The sequence below is a fragment of the Pantoea rwandensis genome, from assembly GCF_002095475.1.
Taxonomy (GTDB): Bacteria; Pseudomonadota; Gammaproteobacteria; order Enterobacterales; family Enterobacteriaceae; genus Pantoea; species Pantoea rwandensis.
Genome location: NZ_MLFR01000002.1, coordinates 252,966 through 270,158, shown reverse-complemented (window position 1 = coordinate 270,158; position 17,193 = coordinate 252,966). Strand labels below are relative to the sequence as shown.

The 17,193-nt window shown below is 45.4% G+C and carries 13 protein-coding genes; 9 read left to right on the top strand and 4 right to left on the bottom strand.

The window, feature by feature from the left end:
• The first annotated feature begins 80 nt into the window (after positions 1-80).
• The 4 genes from HA51_RS04955 to HA51_RS04940 all read left to right on the top strand — a co-directional run bounded on the left by HA51_RS04955 (position 81) and on the right by HA51_RS04940 (position 6,976).
• Entirely contained in the window at positions 81-1,283 is a 1,203-nt protein-coding gene (locus HA51_RS04955; protein WP_084932581.1) for a type 2 periplasmic-binding domain-containing protein, read from the top strand.
• A gap of 430 nt (positions 1,284-1,713) precedes the next feature.
• Complete coding sequence (locus tag HA51_RS04950; protein WP_084932579.1) at positions 1,714-2,502, top strand: SDR family oxidoreductase; 789 nt, start codon at positions 1,714-1,716, stop codon at positions 2,500-2,502.
• A gap of 124 nt (positions 2,503-2,626) precedes the next feature.
• Entirely contained in the window at positions 2,627-3,961 is a 1,335-nt protein-coding gene (locus HA51_RS04945) for a sugar porter family MFS transporter (protein ID WP_084932576.1), read from the top strand.
• A gap of 546 nt (positions 3,962-4,507) precedes the next feature.
• Positions 4,508-6,976: a membrane-bound PQQ-dependent dehydrogenase, glucose/quinate/shikimate family gene (locus HA51_RS04940; RefSeq protein ID WP_245840170.1), complete on the top strand. Its 2,469-nt coding sequence runs from the start codon at positions 4,508-4,510 to the stop codon at positions 6,974-6,976.
• Positions 6,977-7,041: 65 nt separating this feature from the next.
• On the opposite strand, the gene HA51_RS04935 is transcribed toward HA51_RS04940, so the two are convergent.
• From HA51_RS04935 to HA51_RS04925, 3 genes are all read right to left on the bottom strand, one after another.
• The gene (locus tag HA51_RS04935; RefSeq protein WP_084932574.1) at positions 7,042-8,214 is read right to left on the bottom strand and encodes a PTS transporter subunit EIIC; all 1,173 of its coding nucleotides are present in this window, start codon (positions 8,212-8,214) and stop codon (positions 7,042-7,044) included.
• Positions 8,207-9,250: a carbohydrate kinase family protein gene (locus tag HA51_RS04930; RefSeq protein ID WP_084932570.1), complete on the bottom strand. Its 1,044-nt coding sequence runs from the start codon at positions 9,248-9,250 to the stop codon at positions 8,207-8,209. The genes HA51_RS04935 and HA51_RS04930 overlap by 8 nt, the downstream gene beginning before the upstream one ends.
• Positions 9,251-9,509: 259 nt before the next feature.
• On the bottom strand, positions 9,510-10,505 hold the full coding sequence (locus tag HA51_RS04925) for a tagatose 1,6-diphosphate aldolase (protein ID WP_084932568.1): 996 nt from the start codon (positions 10,503-10,505) through the stop codon (positions 9,510-9,512).
• Between the two features lie 529 nt (positions 10,506-11,034).
• Here HA51_RS04925 and HA51_RS04920 point away from each other — a divergent pair.
• The 4 genes from HA51_RS04920 (at position 11,035) to HA51_RS04905 (ending at position 15,542) form a co-directional block, all read left to right on the top strand.
• Positions 11,035-11,793, top strand: a complete 759-nt coding sequence (locus tag HA51_RS04920; RefSeq protein WP_084932565.1) for a DeoR/GlpR family DNA-binding transcription regulator — start codon at positions 11,035-11,037, stop codon at positions 11,791-11,793.
• A 408-nt stretch (positions 11,794-12,201) separates the two neighbouring features.
• On the top strand, positions 12,202-13,242 hold the full coding sequence (locus tag HA51_RS04915) for a LacI family DNA-binding transcriptional regulator (protein WP_084932562.1): 1,041 nt from the start codon (positions 12,202-12,204) through the stop codon (positions 13,240-13,242).
• Positions 13,243-13,528: 286 nt separating this feature from the next.
• Positions 13,529-14,785 carry an aldose 1-epimerase family protein gene (locus HA51_RS04910; RefSeq protein WP_211282910.1) on the top strand — a complete coding sequence of 419 codons (1,257 nt, stop codon included), beginning with the start codon at positions 13,529-13,531 and terminating at the stop codon, positions 14,783-14,785.
• A 100-nt stretch (positions 14,786-14,885) separates the two neighbouring features.
• Positions 14,886-15,542, top strand: coding sequence for a GntR family transcriptional regulator (locus HA51_RS04905; protein ID WP_084932560.1), 657 nt, complete (start codon positions 14,886-14,888; stop codon positions 15,540-15,542).
• Between the two features lie 127 nt (positions 15,543-15,669).
• On the opposite strand, the gene HA51_RS04900 is transcribed toward HA51_RS04905, so the two are convergent.
• Positions 15,670-16,026 carry a winged helix-turn-helix transcriptional regulator gene (locus tag HA51_RS04900; RefSeq protein ID WP_084932715.1) on the bottom strand — a complete coding sequence of 119 codons (357 nt, stop codon included), beginning with the start codon at positions 16,024-16,026 and terminating at the stop codon, positions 15,670-15,672.
• 80 nt (positions 16,027-16,106) lie between these two features.
• Between HA51_RS04900 and HA51_RS04895 the strand changes: the two genes are divergently transcribed.
• The gene (locus tag HA51_RS04895; protein ID WP_084932557.1) at positions 16,107-17,087 is read left to right on the top strand and encodes a zinc-dependent alcohol dehydrogenase family protein; all 981 of its coding nucleotides are present in this window, start codon (positions 16,107-16,109) and stop codon (positions 17,085-17,087) included.
• Positions 17,088-17,193 lie beyond the last annotated feature (106 nt).

Sequence of the window (17,193 nt, the reverse complement as noted above, 5' to 3'; positions counted from 1 at the left end):
GCTGATACAGCGGCGACGATTGATGAACATAATCTAGGCTAATAAATTTCGATATTATATATAATATTGAAAAAAATGTGATGAGGATCGAAATTTACGCCCATCGAAGTCGTTATGATGAGCGCCGTAAAACGAATTATCACATTGAATTCAAAGGTTTAAATATGAATAATTTCAAAGGGTTAACATGGGGTCACCCTCGAGGGTATTTACCGCTTCAGGCATGGGCAACTGAAGACAAGGGTGTTGATGTGGATTGGTCGATACAGAAGTTAGAAGGCTTCGAGTCCCATCCAATCGATGAACTCGCGCGGGAATATGACTTGCTCATCGTTGACAACCCGGGAATCGGAGAAGCAGCTGAAAAACAATGTCTGTTGCCGTTAGAGGATTTTCTCAATGAAGAGCAGATGTTTTTTCTCAAGCAAACCAGCATGGGTGCTTCATACGAAAGCTACCGCTATGAAGGTAAGCATTGGGCGATCCCTGTTGATGCTGCATCACAAGTTTGTGCCAGAGCAACGACGGGTGATGTGCCTCAGCCTGAAAGTTGGAATGATGTCGTAAAGTTAAGCCAGGAGTTCAGTGGCAAGATCGCCATGTCCTTAGGTGGGCCACATGCGCTTCTGACTTTTTACTCCATCAGCCAGTCATTGGATGGGCGTTTGTTTGTCGGCAACGATTTGGTGCTTGATTGTAAAACAGCGGTGTCCGCCTTAGAAATCATGCGCGAGATTTTCACCCATCAGCAGCATGACCTGATCAATCTCAATCCAATCGGACTGCTAGATGCTATGCAAAATGGCATGTTTGATCTCTGCCCTGCGATTTTTGGCTACATCAATTATGCAACGCCACAACAGGGAAGAGCTGTAACCTTCAGCAATATTCCACATTGTGGTGATTCTGCATTGCGAGGTTCGGTATTAGGCGGGACAGGTTTGGCAATTTCAGCACGCTGTAACCCAACTCCTGAGTTAATTGAGCATCTGATGCGTTATGCTTCAGATGGCGTGCAGTCATCCCTTGTCGTAAACAGCGGTGGTCAGCCCTCCAATATAACTGCATGGAAAAGCGAACAGGCCAATCTTCGAACTAACAACTTCTTTGCCAATACCTTTGAGACCGTTTCATCCGCTTATGTACGTCCGAAATATGATGGCTACATACCATTCCAGGATACTTCAGCTGCCATTATTCGGGCGGGATTGATCGGCGGAGACAGCGCAGAGCATATCTTCAGTTCCATTAAAGAAAACCATCGCAACCATTTGCCGGGATAAGTTTCCTGAAGCTATTTCCACGTTCTCAAGGGTAGTGTAAGAGGAGTGTCATAATAAGACTCAAAACTGACTGCATAAAGAAACGTTAATAGCAAATTATTGCGCTTCCGTTAGGGCGGCGCAATATAGCCGATCCGGGCTTGCTGTCCTCACCTAACAGATAAAATTTATCTGGGATGTCTTACGTCTTAATAATAAAGCCAAGGCAGCGCGCCGATGATTTGATTAAATCATTACTTATCCTGCTAATTATCTTTCCACCACTCTCAAATGCACTAATTAATGCGAAATTGGTCACAAAAAATAGACTTTCCGATTGTTTAAGATTCGATATTCAGCGATCAATTCAATCATAAATCGGCCTGATTAAATGATGTGAATAAATCATTTGGTGGCATTTGTTAATAGTTTGATTAAAGGTGGGAAGAATATGTCATTGATTGATAAGGTTTATATTGTTACGGGCTCATACTCAGGAATCGGGTTTGCCAGCGCTAAGCAAATCGTGCAGCGTGGTGGGAAAGTCGTTTTAACCGCGACCGAGTCAAATGCGGAACTGCTGGCAAAGGCTTCTGCAGAGTTGGGAGAGCAGAACGCTAAGTGGTTAACGGCTGACCTGGCTGATATTCGGTCACCACAAGAAATCGTAAATTTTGCACGTGAGCAGTTTGGTCATGTCGATGGTTTGGTGAACAATGCCGCTTATTTTCCTCGTAATGACCTTGAGTGCATTATTGAAAATGAATTCGATCTGATGATGGCGGTCAATGTAAGAGCGCCATTATTCCTTATCAAAGCGCTGATGAGCAATCGCGATTTTTCTGAACAGAAGATTACAGTAGTCAATGTAGGTTCAATCAATGCCTATTGCGGGCAGCCTGACCTACTGGCGTATTCTATCTCGAAGGGTGCATTGCAAACAATGACGCGCAACCTGGCAGATGCACACGCAGGAAAAGGACTCAGAATTAACCAACTAAATGTTGGATGGACTTTGACTCAGAGTGAAATAGACTTGCAGAAAAAATTAGGGCGGCCGGATGACTGGATGAAGGATATTTCTCCAGTATTTGCGCCAAGAGGGCATATTCTCACTCCAGAAGAAATTGCAACACATATTGCTTTCTGGCTCTCTGAAGAGTCGAATCCAGTCAATGGATCTATATGTGATTTGGAGCAATACCCCGTAATTGGTCGCAATAAGATAGCAAATAGTTAATTCCCTCTTTCCTGCCCAGGCAGCATCAACTCCTGATGCTGCTATATAATAGTGAGAATAAATATGAGTAAAGTTAATTTGCGATTAGCATCCATAGCTTCGCTTGGAGGGCTTCTTTTTGGTTATGAACTGCCGTCATATCCGGGGCGTTAAAGCATCTCACTCAATACTTTTCTTTGAATCCAACGGAGGTCGCTGGGCCGTATCAAGTGCTTTAGTCGGTTGTATGTTTGGAGCAATGTTCGGAGGGAAAATCATCAATGCTCTGGGCAGAAAGAAAGCTTTGATGGTTGCCGCTCTGTTAATTTTTATCTCAGCTATCGGAACAGCGCTTCCAGCTAACTTCACGATGTTTTGGGTATTTCGCATCATTGGTGGGTTGGGCGTTGGGCTCGCTTCTTTAACCGTACCAGTATACATCAGTGAAATTTCCGCGCACTCCGTCAGAGGCAGGATGACAGGGATGTATCAGCTGATGATTGCAGGTGGCATCATGGTAGTTTACATCGTCAATACCATTATTGCATTTTCAAGTGCTGATGCTGTTTGGGCGCTGGAAACCTCATGGCGCTGGATGTTTGCTTCAATGGCGCTTCCAGCGGGATTCTTCTTCTTTGCTCTGTTCAGTATTCCAGAAACACCACACTGGCTTATTCGCAACAACAGAATAGAAGAGGCCAAAAAAGTCATTTCACTGGTTCATGGCAGCAGTAACGAAACGCTGAACGTGGTCTCAAGCATTGTGAAGTCGTTTGATAAAAGTGAAAGTCGGGGTGGGAGCGCTAAGTTATTCAGTCAAAAAAACAGACTGCTGACATTTATAGTCTTTGGCACGGCTGTATTAGTCAATTCTACAGGAATAAATGCGGTATTGTATTATGGCAACGTTTTGCTTGAAGGTATTGGACTGGCCAGTGGAGAAAGTGCTTACTGGCAACAGATAACGATTGGCGTAATGCTTTTTTCATCAACATTTATTGCGTTATATTACGTTGAAAAAGCAGGCAGAAGAAAATTACTGTTGATAGGTACGCTCGGTTGCGGATTGACCATCTTCATGTTGGGTGTGCTAATTTATCTCCACCTGACATCATTATGGATGCTTGTTCTCATCCTTGCTTACATTGTATTTTTCAGTGCGTTCGTTGGTCCAATCTTTTGGATTATGCTGCCTGAGCTGGCCCCTAATCACCTTCGCGACAAACTTGTGTCCGCGGCGGTGCTGATTGTATGGGTATCCAATTTCCTTGTGGCGCAAACGTTCCCGATGATGAATGACAGCCATACTCTGGTGGCGCTCTTCAATGGCGGATTCCCATTCTTTACCTATGCATTTTTCTGTGGACTCTACTTCATGCTGGCTTATAAGTATTTGCCGGAAACGCGAAACAGAACGCTTGAAGAGATTAGCCTTGAGCTTTCATCACGCGCCAACACTTCAGCTACAGCTAACAGCTAACAGCTAACAGCTAACAGCTAACAGCTAACAGCTAAAAGATGAATGCCTCACACTGCTGGGGCATTACTCGTCGAAGGCTTACTCATAAGGAGCTCAATAAATATCGGGCTACTCTATGAGTAAACCCTCCTTCGTTTCAGGTAAGAAATTACACACCTCGACAAAGCCCCTTCAGACTGAATCAGAAGACGGTTGTGGTTTGGGCAGTGATACACCGATCTGTACTTTCCGTAAGCTGCTTAGGGAAATGGCAGGAAATTGACACAGTTACTGTAAAACATAGTGGCTGATAGTTAGCTCCCAGTAGGACGATGCTGCGACACTTCAGTGTGCACCTGTATCTATGGGCAGATGGATACGTCATGTACGTTTTAGCCCACTAAAAGCCTAAGCTCCAGACGCAAAGAAGCTTCAATTACTTAACCCTGTATTTTATAATGATGTTAATGGATCATTTTGATGTGTTTTAAATGTTCTATTCAATCATTAAATGTTAAAGTCAGGCGGCATTATCATTTAATGGCTAAGGAATAAATTTTGAACAGGGTGAATAGAATCCAGAAGCTCAGCATCTGGAATAAAGCGTTTGCTGCCGTCCTTATTATCTTTGGGCTGGCTATGGGTATCGGCGGTGTTTGGCTTGCCGCGCTGGGTGGGAACTGGTACTACCTACTCGCAGGAGTGGGTTGTATCATTGCCGGCTCACTAGTTTTTGCTAAGCGTACCAGTGCAGTTTACTGGTTTGGTGCAGTGTTTATCGGCTCATTGTTATGGTGTATCCAGGAATCAGGGCTTGATTATTGGAGATGGGTGCCGCGTTTTGATGTGATGCTGTTGTTAGGAATTGCTTTTGCTTTTCAGTTGCCATCACTGAAGCCTGGTATCTCTCGTAAATTTTCAACCTGCTTCGGTGTTGTGTGTATAGTCGCTTTTATTGTGGCAGGGATCATTCCTTTCACACCTTGGAACTATACTGCAACAACAAATCTTCCTGCGCCTGTGAATGATGCATTCACAGCAAATACAGGAGATGGGAAAGCATCTAATCCTGACGTCGGGGACTGGTATACGTACGGTGGATCACTTGCTTCCCAGCGTTTTTCTGCATCAAAACAAATTACTCCTGAAAATGTGAAAAACCTCACTGTTGCATGGCAGTACCGCAGCGGAGATTTTCCAAAAAGAAGTTGGGGAGTAGAAAATACGCCACTGAAAATTGGCGATACCCTTTATACTTGTACTGCGCATAATTTGGTCATTGCAATCGATGCAGCAACGGGCAAAGAGAAATGGCGCTTTGACCCAAAAGTAACAGACAGGGCTATCCCTTACACTTCAGCCTGTAGGGGTTTAACTTGGTATGATGCGCAGACTAACAGCCATGTCACCACCGCAGATATGAACAAGGGCGAGCAGCCTAGTGTTTCTGCAATTGCTGATAACTCTGATGATTGCCAGCACCGTATTATTATGGGAACGCTGGATGCTCGTGTTATTGAACTGAATGCCAAGACGGGTGAAGTTTGTAAAAGCTTCGGTAATCAGGGGACAGTGGATCTCACAGAGGACATGGGTGAAATCTACCATGGCTATGTGTCCATCAATACTGCTCCAGTCGTGGTTCGTGACACACTGGTTGTTTCTCACCAGGTGCTTGATGGCGAGCGTGCTTATGGCCCACCAGGTGTTATCAAGGCTTATGATGTCCGCACAGGTAAGTTGAAGTGGGCTTGGGACGCTGCAGAACCTAATATCAGCAAGCCACGGACTGGGCCAGATGCTTATAAACGAGGTTCTCCAGATGTCTGGACCAACTTCACTGGTGATGACAAGTTAGGGCTGATCTACTTACCTGTAGCGAATGCCTCGGGTGACTACTACAGCAGTCAGCGAAGCGATGCAGTTAATAAATATTCAGTCTCATTGACAGCCTTGAATGTTGAAACCGGTCTGCCAGTTTGGAATTTCCAGACTGCCCATAAAGACGTATGGGATTATGATCAGGGTTCTCAGCCTTCACTTGTGGATTACCCGGCCAAGAATGGCGAGAAAACTCCAGCTATTATCATTCCAACCAAACAGGGTGAGATTTACGTTCTGGATCGTCGTAACGGTAAACCTCTGTTTGACGTAGAAGAACGCCCGGTTCCTGGTGGAGGAGTAGAGCCTGACTCACGTTCACCAACTCAGCCTTACTCAACATTCCACCACCTGAGCAAGCCGGATCTGACACCGCAAGATATGTGGGGTCTGACACCGATTGATCAAATGGTCTGCCGTATTCAGTTCCAGCAGGCAAGCTATAAGGGTCAATACACTCCGCCTACTGCTGACCAGCCTTACATCGAATATCCGGGATACAATGGAGGGTCAGACTGGGGCAGCGTAGCGATCGATCCGGTGCGAGGCATTATCATTGCCAATTACAATGATATGGCTAACTACGCACAGCTGGTACCGCGCAAAAAAGTGGATGAATTAGGCTGGAAAACGCGTGACCAGATTCCATTTAATCCTACAGAGGCCGGCCACGCAGAAGGTTCAGGTGCACCGCAGGTAGGTGTTCCTTATGGAGTCAATGTGAATGCGGGCTGGCGCTTACCATTCACCGGGATGTTATGTAAAGAACCGCCATACGGTGGCATCAGAGCTATTGATATGCGTGACGGGCACACTATCTGGGATCGTCCATTAGGTACTGCGCGTAAAAATGGTCCATTTAATATGCCTACCGGTTTGCCTATCGATATCGGTACGCCGAATAATGGTGGCTCAGTCGTTACTGCCGGGGGGCTGGTGTTCGTGGCTGCTGCGACAGACGATCTGATTCGTGCTATCGATATTACTACCGGTAAAACTGTGTGGAGTGTGCCATTACCAGCGGGTGGTCAGGCTAACCCGATTGTTTACACGCAAAATGGCCGGGAATATCTGGTTATTGTTGCGGGTGGACATCACTTCATGGAAACGCCATCAGGTGATTACATCATGGCGTATGCATTACCCGAGAAGTAATTAAAAAAGAAGCGCGTAATAATTACGCGCTTCTTTTCCCCTCTCCGAATTACTCATCCAACATCTTAATTCTTCAATGGGGACACGTTAGTCGAAGTACTTTCCACAAAGTCTGCTTTGTATTTCATACAAAGGCTCAATGTGAAAGAAAGTACTGTACTGATAATGCATCCCGCAGCGAACAAACCAAAACCAGACCCGAAAAAGACGGGAAGGGTGACCACATTAGGGATTGCGAAACTCATGGCTGACGCGCCTGAGTAGCCAATGACGGCTCCGCCTACTGCACCGGAAATACATACTGCTATTAACGGTTTCTTCAGAGGTAATGTCACACCAAACATCGCGGGTTCCGTCACGCCGCAAAATGCGCTAAGTGATGCTGAAGCTGCAACTCCACGAAAAGCGGGATTACGTGTTTTGATACAAACTGCTAGTGCAGCCCCTGCCTGTGCGAATATTGAAGAGGCAAAAAAGGTCAAAAGAGTATCGTGACCTTGGGTCGCAATATTGTTAACAGCGATAGGAATTAATGCCCAATGGAATCCAAACAGAACCATAATCTGGATACAACCACCTACCAAAAAGCCGGCAGCTACAGGGCTCAGTGCGTAGAGCCAGCTGTACGCCGCCGCTAGACCGTTACCAATATTGGCGCCAACGGGACCAAGAATAACTAATACTGCTCCTCCTACGATAAGAATCGACAGCAGTGGGTTAAACGGGCCCTGAATGACGGCAGGCAATATTCGGGTACCTGCTTTTCCCACATACCCTAGCAAAATCACCCCCAAAATGATGGGGATCACCGTGCTTGGGTAATAGACATCTCCTACAGGTAGGCCAAAAAATGTGAGGTGTGTTCCGCTATGTATGGCTTGTGTCAGTTCAGGAAAGACCAACACTCCCGCCAGTAGCACCGCTGTAAAGCGATCGGCATTAACTAATTCAGCCGTGGTGTAAGCTAAAAATACCGGCAGAAAATAGAAAAGAGCCTTCGCCATTGCATTTAATACAATATAACTTTGAGAATCTGGCGAAAGTATTCCCGCTGAAGTTGCCGCTGCGATCATCCCATTCAGTATCCCGGCAGCACTTAAGACATTAACAACAGGTAGGAATATTTTGGAAATCCCATCAATCATGCTGCCGACTATTCGGGTTTTTGGGGCATCAGGAAGATGAGTTTGCGCCACTGCTTCTGCTTCTGCTGATGAGTATTTATGGTCTTCAGACATGATGAGCGACTCCGGCTCCGGGAATTTTATCAAATCCGTTAGCTTTAACTGCAATCAGAGGGCGACCTTGCAGATGATTGCCCACCACGCTACGCATATGAATTGCAGAATCGTCAATTTCGAGTTCGCGGCTGATTGCATCTAGCAGCGCTGCGGTGAGATGATCGCCCGCTCCTGTTGCCGTAATGATGGAGTCGAAATGTTCTGCCGTCGTCCAATGGCGAGCGTTATTCCATGATGACGGAAGCTGAGCAGCAAGTTTTCCCGCTCCTCGCAGCCTTTCACCATTTGCTGTGGCGATCATAAACCCAAGGCCACCCGCTGAGAGAAGTACAACCGCAGGGCCCATGGAAAGCAGCTCTTCGGCAACACTCCAAATTAACGCTTCATCAGGTTCAGGTGAATACCCTAGCGCACTGCTGACGTCATCCCAGCTTGGCGTAAAAATGTCGACGTGAGGCAGCACCGTCCCCAGCCATGCACGCCAGTCAATGGCTGCTGCGGAGGATTCCGGTAGAACAACGGCCAAATCTAGCGATGTCGTTACTCCTTTTTTACGTGCATCTTTAAATGCCTTAGCCAAAGCCTTACCGTTATCCATCTGGAAAGAAGGCACCAAGGATGGGTATCCGACATGGAGGCCAGCCATTCCTTTCACATTGAAGTCTGGCTGGAAATCAACGTTCGAGCCTTCATAGTGCCAAAAGGTCCGATCCGCTCCCGGTGGTTCAACAACAATCGTGTAGGAAGTTCCAGAAGCCGAAGGCGTAAGGTGAAGTTCTCCCGTTATATTTTCTGCTAACCAAGTGCGGCAGAACTCTCCAAAAAGGTCATTGCCCAGAGAGGCCTGAACATCGGTCAGAACACCAAGCCGGCTTAAAGCGGAACCGGTGTTTGGTACGACACCACCAGGGCGTTGGGTGACAGGCCCCAATTTGAAAGTTTGCCCTGGGTTAAAACCTGGTGTGGAATCCATATGTGGGAGAAGATCAACACAAGTATGGCCAGCCACGAGAATTCTTTTTTTACTATTCATGGTGGAGAATCTCCAATCATTTTATCGCGTAGGGTAGGGGCCGCTTAATTTAATTAGCGGTGGTTCGGATTTATATTTAATATAAGAGTTAATTCAGACTAATCATCAGCATAATACTTGTTTATTATTTTGGTGACATCATTTTCAGCTAGCATGGCCGTTTATGATGGTAGACATCCTTGTCCGATTACATCCAACGTGTTTTTAATATGTCAATGCAATATTAAACGTTTTTAGGCATTGAGCATTATTTTAATAATTATTTTTTCTGGTACCAATTTGCTGGAAGTTCTTTCACCGTTTCATCCAGATTCAGAGCAGGGAAGAATGGTGTACCATGCGCGCGGGTAATGGCAGATAAAGTATTAAGACGTTTTATTGCCGTTTGAATACCTTCTGCGCGTGCTTTTGGATCTAATGACATTGCTTCGCCCCACACTGAGCGACCAGCCATGAACCCAGAAGCTCCTGCCTTACTTGCCAGTTCAACCTGCAAAGCAAATTGTTCGTAGTTAACACCTGCTGAAAGAATAACCCACGGTACACTGAGAGAATCACCCAGCTCTTTCAACGCAACAATGGATGCCTCAATCTCTTTATCTGTGGTTACGTAGCCAGGGAACTCAAGCTTCAGAAGGTCTACACCAATTTCATCCGCTTCACGGGCCGATGAAACGATCCCCTGGACACGTTTGGCGCGCCATTCAGGGCTTTTGGTGTCTTCGCCAGGTACTGGGAACCAGATTGGCTCAACCACCAGAGGCAATTCAGCTTGATCACATTCTGCCTGTAAACGCTGGATCAATTCACGTTGCGATGCCCCGATTGATTCATCAAGGTCTGGACGATAAAACCAGCAGACTTTGCCCGTTCCTGCTCCTGCAAGCCTTGCTTTTAGAGGACTCCAGCCGTCGCGCATCACCGTGCTTCTAGGTGCATTGAGTGAAGCATAGCCCTCACGCTCAAGGGCAGCTACCACGCCCGTATTCCTGGGTACAGCACCCATGACAATCGACTGCAATCCGTATTGAGGATCAAGCAGCAAAGCAGAGGCATGCGGACCCAAGGCAGCAGCCAACTCGGCCTTAGCGTCAACAATCCGACCAAATGAAGCTGGCTCGGTACCATATAATGCTTCAAATTCAATCAGATGATCCATTGCAGCTACTTCGAAGAATCCCTGTTCACTGGTGACCTTGCGCAGCGCATCATATTTACCAGGCGTAATAATTCGAGTTTTATTTTCATTTACCATGATCTTTCAATCTCCAACTTATATTAGGGGGTATATTGTCGTAAATTATTCGACATGCATTGAACATAGCATTGGGGATGGCGTATGAATATAATTGGCGGTCAGGTTGAGCAATGTACAAAGTAAGTGGTCAATAGGACGTTGAATATTTCAGGAGGGAATATATCAATTGGGGTATAGGTGTTACATGAATTGGTGTCAGGTTTTTAGCCTTGATACGTGTTTGTCAGGCGTTCTTTTTTGATTTATATAACGTGATTGATGTCACGTAAATAAAAATTAAATGCTGCCGCAAAGGATTTTTTTAGAGTCGATTATTTCTTACGGGCGTGAGGTAATTGTGAGTAAAGATCATTAAAGTTGATAAATCTATGGTTCAAATGCATTTTTTTGTGATTCATGTCACAAAAAAATCGTTTTTCAAATGGCAAAACGCTCGCGCGAGATCACTGTTCAGCATATTGACCCTTAAATTTGACGTCCCTATAATTTGTCGAAAGTTAACAATAATTGATGTTGAGGGTTTATTATGTTTCCTGATCAACGCCGTAATCAAATTATCAAGTTACTTGAAATTCAGAAATTCGCCACCGTCGAAGAGATGTCTAAAGCTATTTTTGTCAGTGAGCCTACTCTGCGCAGAGATTTTGCTCAGTTAGAAAAAGAAGGCCTGATTCATCGTACTCGTGGTGGCGCTTCATTCATTTTTCCAACGCATGTTGAATTTCCTTTTGATGCAAGAGTAAAGCACAATAGTGATAAGAAAAAGTACATCTCAGATATTGCAGAAACATTCTTGCATGATAGGTTGAATATATTTCTTGATTCCAGTAGCACTGGATTATATCTATCAAGGAAGTTTAAAAACTTCACAGGATTAACGGTGTTAACTAATGGTATTAAAGCTGCTAATTTGCTTTCAGACGAATCAGATGCTTCCATTAATTGCGTATGTGGACAGGTATTCCCTAAACGATCAAGCGCTAGCGGTCAGGATACCTGCGATTATATTTCACGTTATTATGCTGATATTGCTTTCATTTCATGTCGTGGGCTTAGCGCAGAACAGGGCGCGACAGACTGCACAAGGGAAGAGGCTGCAGTAAAACAGTGTTACCAGAAGCATGCCCGGAAAACTATTTTGTTAGTCGACAGCAGTAAATTTGACGAAGTGTATTTCAATCAAATTCTTCCAATGGAAAAGATAGATGTCATCATCACAGATAAGCCTTTACCTGAAGCGATAAATGACATGGCAAAAGCAGCTGATGTTCAGGTGCTATTTTAAATTGCTTACTTCCTTTTTAAAGATTTAGAAGTCGGGTATCGATTGATACCCTTAATATTATTCAGCATTCTCAACATTCTGCATTGTTCAGGTCAGAGCCCACAGCATTTGCGCGTATCCTAAAACCTCTATGCTGACTTTACCCGCTCACTCGACCCTATACGTCCTTCGGTTTATTACGGTCTTAAACAAGCTACGGTACCCTGACATGAAGCGTTGCAGCCCATCTGCTTCTTACCTTGTCAGAGGAAACAGATGAGTTTGTAAGCATGTGGAAAGCAAAGAATTGCATGTCTGCTTAAAAGCGATGAGAATTAACGACCGATGCTATAACCAAAATTGATTTAGCCTAAATGGGTAGCCCGGAATGTCACTCCTTTTCGCGGCAAAAGACCATAGGAAGCGTTGATGTCTAACAGAAAAACTATCAAGCAAATCGCAGAGGTTACCGGCTATTCAACCGCAACCGTAGACCGTGTAATCAATGGGCGTGACGGTGTTAAGGATGAAACTCGACGTCGTATACTTCTGGCAGCGCGAGAACTTTCATACAAAAATGTCGCAATCAGGGCGCCTGAGGCATCTTCTGGGCAGATACTCAAGACAGTTCTTATCATTCCTGATACCGATAATGAATTGATCAACAATCTTGGGATGGCGATTCAGGCTAAAAGTCTGACCGAGACGTGCCTGACATTAAACACGTATCGCTATAAAAATCTCAATAGTAGTTCGCTTGTAGAAGTGCTGCTGGAGGTGCAGAAATCAGGTGCGGATGTTATTGGCTTGGTCGGTATAGACGATCCTCAGGTCAGCGTGATGCTTAACCGTTTGCAGAAGGACGGGAAGAAAGTCATCACCTTGCTGAGTGTCATCAGTGGAATCACGCCGTGGGCGCATATTGGCATTAACGACAGTGCTGCCGGGCGTACGGCTGGCCTGCTCATGGCAAAAAATCGGCCCGACTCAAGTGGGGTTGTGTTGGTATTTACAGGGAGTACCCAATATCAAGGGCATTTGCAGCGTGAGATCGGCTTCCGAGGTATTCTTCGAGAGTCAGGAATTCCTGTGCGCATCGCAGAAAGCTATGCCATGAATGAAGACCGTAGCCACACCACTGCGCTGGCTCTGCAGCATCTCAAGGACAGTAAGGATGTCTCAGGGGTTTATGTCATCGGGAGTGGCGCTGCAGAAATCATTGATGCTATGGATCAAATTAATCCTGCGAAACGCCCTGTGGTGATTTGCCACGACATGACAGAGAGTGTCATCAATAAACTTGTGACAGGCAAAGTCGACTATGTCATACATCAGGACCATCATGTTGAAGCCAGTAACTTCATAAAAACAGTCCGTAACCTGTTTGAAGATAAAGAACCGGTGAAAGATACCCTGCCGGTTCGGATCAATATTGTCACGGCAGAAAATATCTACAGTGATGAAATTTGATGAGTTCAATGCCTAACCAATAGGTTAGGCGCTGTTTTCACCAGGTCTCTTCCATTTACCTCGTTTCTTATCCCTTTCCAAAGGCGACTCCCCGCACTCAGTTGTCACCATTATCATCCATAAATCATCCCTGAATTTTTTCATTATGATTTGTTTACATCATTTTAATTTTCAATTCACAAACCAATTTGGAAGCTTTTTTTGCATTTAACTCCCCTTTTTGTTCCAGGATATGTGATTAAACACACATAAAAAACATAACACTACCGATTATTAGAATGTATTCTTGATTGATGTTGATGCGTTTAAATCATTTTTGGGGGTCCGTATGGTATTTCTCTTTGGTAAGGAATGGACGCGTAAGGAACTTGAGCAACGAACCGGTCAGTTAGCCCAAATCGCAGGCGTAAGGCTGGTCACATTGCAAAATGGTCCTGAGCAGGGCGTGCGCGTGCTCGAATTCCGTTCAGGTTCAGGCTTAACGTTCACCATCAATATCGATCGCGGATTTGATCTAGGTGACTGCGCTTGGGGAGGAACAAATCTAGGCTGGCTCTCATCAACAGGAACGCGACATCCTTCACTACACGAACATGATGGCGAAAATGGTTTTGGCTGGCTGCGCTCTTTTTCAGGCACCAACGCAACCTGTGGTTTAGATCAGAACCTTTTCCCTGCAACTGATGACGTTACCCACTATCACTATCCGCCCCGGAAGCAGATGACTCAGCCCTTGCATGGCCGGGTTGCTAACAGTCCAGCACACCTGATGGGATATGGTGAGCGCTGGAACGAAGATGGTTCATGTACGTTGTGGGCTAAAGGTCTGGTTAAACAGGTAGCCGTCTTCGCAGAAAACCTTTGGCTCTATCGCACTGTTGAGGTTGACCTAGGTTCTGACAAGATCAGATTGCATGATGAAGTCGTTAACATGGGTTTCAATCGCACTACGCATATGTATCTCTATCATCTGAATTTCGGTTTTCCTTTGCTTGATGAAGGAACGGAATATGTTGCGCCAATCGCCAGAGTAATTTGGGCCGCACACGAACAGGAATATGAAAGCCAGGGAGTGGGTTATGCGATTCAGTCGGAACCTAAGAAGAACTTCAATGAGCAGGTTTATGAACATGAAATGATGGCGGATCAAAATGGTCGCATTCCTGTCCTGCTTATTAACCGTCGGCTGAATGCTGGAGAGGGGCTGGCAGTCAAGGTCACTACCCTGAAAGCGCAGTTCCCTTGTCAGTTTGAGTGGCAAGCCCTCAGCGAGGGATGCTTCGCTTTGGGAATTGAACCCAGTACAAACCATGTTTTAGGTAAAAACTTTGCCCGTGACCGAAACGAAGTGCGTTGGTTAGAACATCGAGAAAGTTATGCCTACGATCTGGAGATCGATGTACTACACAGCGCCAAGAGCATTGCTGCTGCAGTTGACGAGGTTTATGCGATTTGCCGGCAACCCGATGAGCAATACCCACGTCCTGAAGGAAACTGGTTTAGCCTGCAGGAGTATCTCTTGCCAGCAAAGTATAATGGCTAGCGGTTCTCATTAGCTGTTCTGCAGCGGGTTTACTCAATCTGTACAATCTTAGGGCAGATGATAGAATATTATATATTTTGTTGAGTTCTAGAGAGAAACCATGCTGCAGAACGAGAGCATCAGCCACAAAGTTTATGACCTTCTGAAGCAAGAGATCATTTCAAACCAATTAACGCCTGGCGAGCGACTCGTGGTAAGCCCGCTCAGCAAGCGATTTGGGGTCAGTAGTATACCGGTGAGAGAAGCGCTGTTTCGCCTTGCTGCAGAAAAATTGATAGTGCTGGAGCATAACAAAGGGTTTCATGTTGCGCAGAAACCCAATGAGCGTGACATTTTTCAGTGGCAGCAAGCCCGATTGCTGGTGGAACCTGCGATTGGGGAAATGGTGATTGAAAATATCGTCCCACATGAGATTCAGGAATTAAAGCGGCTTAATGTTGCGATGCGCACGCACCATTATGGGCCGAGATATGAGCAATACAGTTACTTCATCAACCTCAATGCAGAATTTCATAAGTATATCGTTTCGATTACACGTAACAATCTTATTATAGAGATGTACGGAACGCTGAATTATGGACCACAAGTAGGGCGGTTCCATGAGGAGAGAGGCGTGCCTGATCTACAGTTGCTCTGTGATGAACATGACCAGATCATCAATGCCATTGAGACCGAAAATGTGGTTCTCTACAAAGAAGTAGCGGGCGATCATATTATCAAAGGCTTTAATCGTCAGATAAGCTTTTCAAGTAAGTGAGCAATTAAAGTATTAATTTTTCTTACTTCAAAATCAGGCAATCTCTGAGAGAAGAGCATTGCCTATGCTAATTTATGGAAGCGATGACAATTTTATCAATAGACTAATATTAATTATTGATTATCAACTATTCCTGAAATGTTTGCCCCCAGTCCCGCATAGTGAGCAAAATAGGTTCAAGTGATTGCCCCAAGGGCGTTAATTCATATTCCACTCTCGGCGGAACTTCTGCATACACAGTTCGGGTTATGATGCCGTCAGCCTCTAACTCTCGTAACTGTAACGTCATCATGCGAGGTGTGGCTGATAATGTCAGCTTACACAGCTCGTTGAACCTGCGTTTTCTTTCAAGCAAATGAAAGAGAATAACGGGCTTCCATAGCCCGCCAATTACAGAGATCGTTACTTCTACCGCGCAGCCCGTACGCTGGGCTTTCCGGCGCCCACGCTTAATGCTTTCGTCAATGCCATTACTATCATTCATGATACTACTTACCAATTTTGTGCGTACTTATTAAACAGTAATTGTCCTGTTATGCTGCATTTTTTTCAAGGAGATAAAAAGTGAAAAGTTACACGCTAACGGGACATACCCATCCGATTCTCGCTCTGACTGAACGACCTGATTTGATTGCCAAGCCAGACCAGGTGATTATCGAAATGAAAGCGGCGTCACTCAATTACCGCGATCTGTTGGTGGCTGAATTAGCGAAAGGGAGTGTTCCTTTATCCGATGGCGCTGGTGTTATCGCTGCAGTAGGAGACGATGTAAAAAACTACAAGGTCGGTGATCGGGTGGTCATTGGTTTCATGCCAGGCTGGACAGAGGGTGAGTATTCGGCAGAGAAGAAAGCGACTTCTTTAGGCGGCCCTGATGTAAACGGGGTGTTAGCAGAACAGGTTGCGGTGGCGGCATCTGGCATCACCCTCATCCCGGATGAAATGAGCTTTGAAGAAGCTTCTACTTTGCCCTGTGCGGGCGTCACTGCCTGGTCTGCATTGTTTGAACGGCGCCCTCTGCAGCCGGGTGAAACATTATTGTTGCTGGGCACCGGAGGCGTGTCGATTTTTGCTTTGCAATTAGCTAAAGCATCTGGGGCACGCGTGATTATCACCTCAAGCTCTGATGATAAACTGGCTCGAGCGCGTCAACTGGGTGCTGACCATACAATTAACTACCGCTCGAATCCTGAATGGGCTGATGAGGTCATCCGCTTGACGGATGGTATAGGGGCGGACTTAGCCGTGGATGTTGCTGGGCCAGCAACACTCAATTCAACGCTAAAAGCGGTTCGCTGCGGTGGTCGCATTTCACTGATGGGCGTTTTAACCGGTTTTGATGGCAATATCGATACCGGTTCAATCCTAGAAAAGCGCATCACATTGCAAGGCATCTATGTGGGCCCAGTATCCACCTTAAACGCGCTTACCAAGGTGAAAATCAAACCTTTCATCGATCATGTTTTCCCCTTTGAACAGGCTGAATTCGCCTATACCAATCTGAGAGAAAAAAATCATTTTGGAAAATTAGTAATAAAATTCTAATTATATATAATATCTAATGGTGCGGGGTTCAAGCCTCGTACCAATGGCTATTTTAAATCGGTAAGACCGGTTCTGCTTAATGGCTCGCTTAGAAATATTTTTAGCC

Coding starts and splice junctions, on each gene's coding strand:
- HA51_RS04925 (WP_084932568.1), bottom strand. CDS start 10,505: ATGGTAAATGAAAATAAAACTCGAATTATTACGCCTGGTAAATATGAT.
- HA51_RS04950 (WP_084932579.1), top strand. CDS start 1,714: ATGTCATTGATTGATAAGGTTTATATTGTTACGGGCTCATACTCAGGA.
- HA51_RS04935 (WP_084932574.1), bottom strand. CDS start 8,214: ATGTCTGAAGACCATAAATACTCATCAGCAGAAGCAGAAGCAGTGGCG.
- HA51_RS04930 (WP_084932570.1), bottom strand. CDS start 9,250: ATGAATAGTAAAAAAAGAATTCTCGTGGCTGGCCATACTTGTGTTGAT.
- HA51_RS04945 (WP_084932576.1), top strand. CDS start 2,627: ATGAACTGCCGTCATATCCGGGGCGTTAAAGCATCTCACTCAATACTT.
- HA51_RS04905 (WP_084932560.1), top strand. CDS start 14,886: ATGCTGCAGAACGAGAGCATCAGCCACAAAGTTTATGACCTTCTGAAG.
- HA51_RS04955 (WP_084932581.1), top strand. CDS start 81: ATGAGGATCGAAATTTACGCCCATCGAAGTCGTTATGATGAGCGCCGT.
- HA51_RS04920 (WP_084932565.1), top strand. CDS start 11,035: ATGTTTCCTGATCAACGCCGTAATCAAATTATCAAGTTACTTGAAATT.
- HA51_RS04915 (WP_084932562.1), top strand. CDS start 12,202: ATGTCTAACAGAAAAACTATCAAGCAAATCGCAGAGGTTACCGGCTAT.
- HA51_RS04900 (WP_084932715.1), bottom strand. CDS start 16,026: ATGAATGATAGTAATGGCATTGACGAAAGCATTAAGCGTGGGCGCCGG.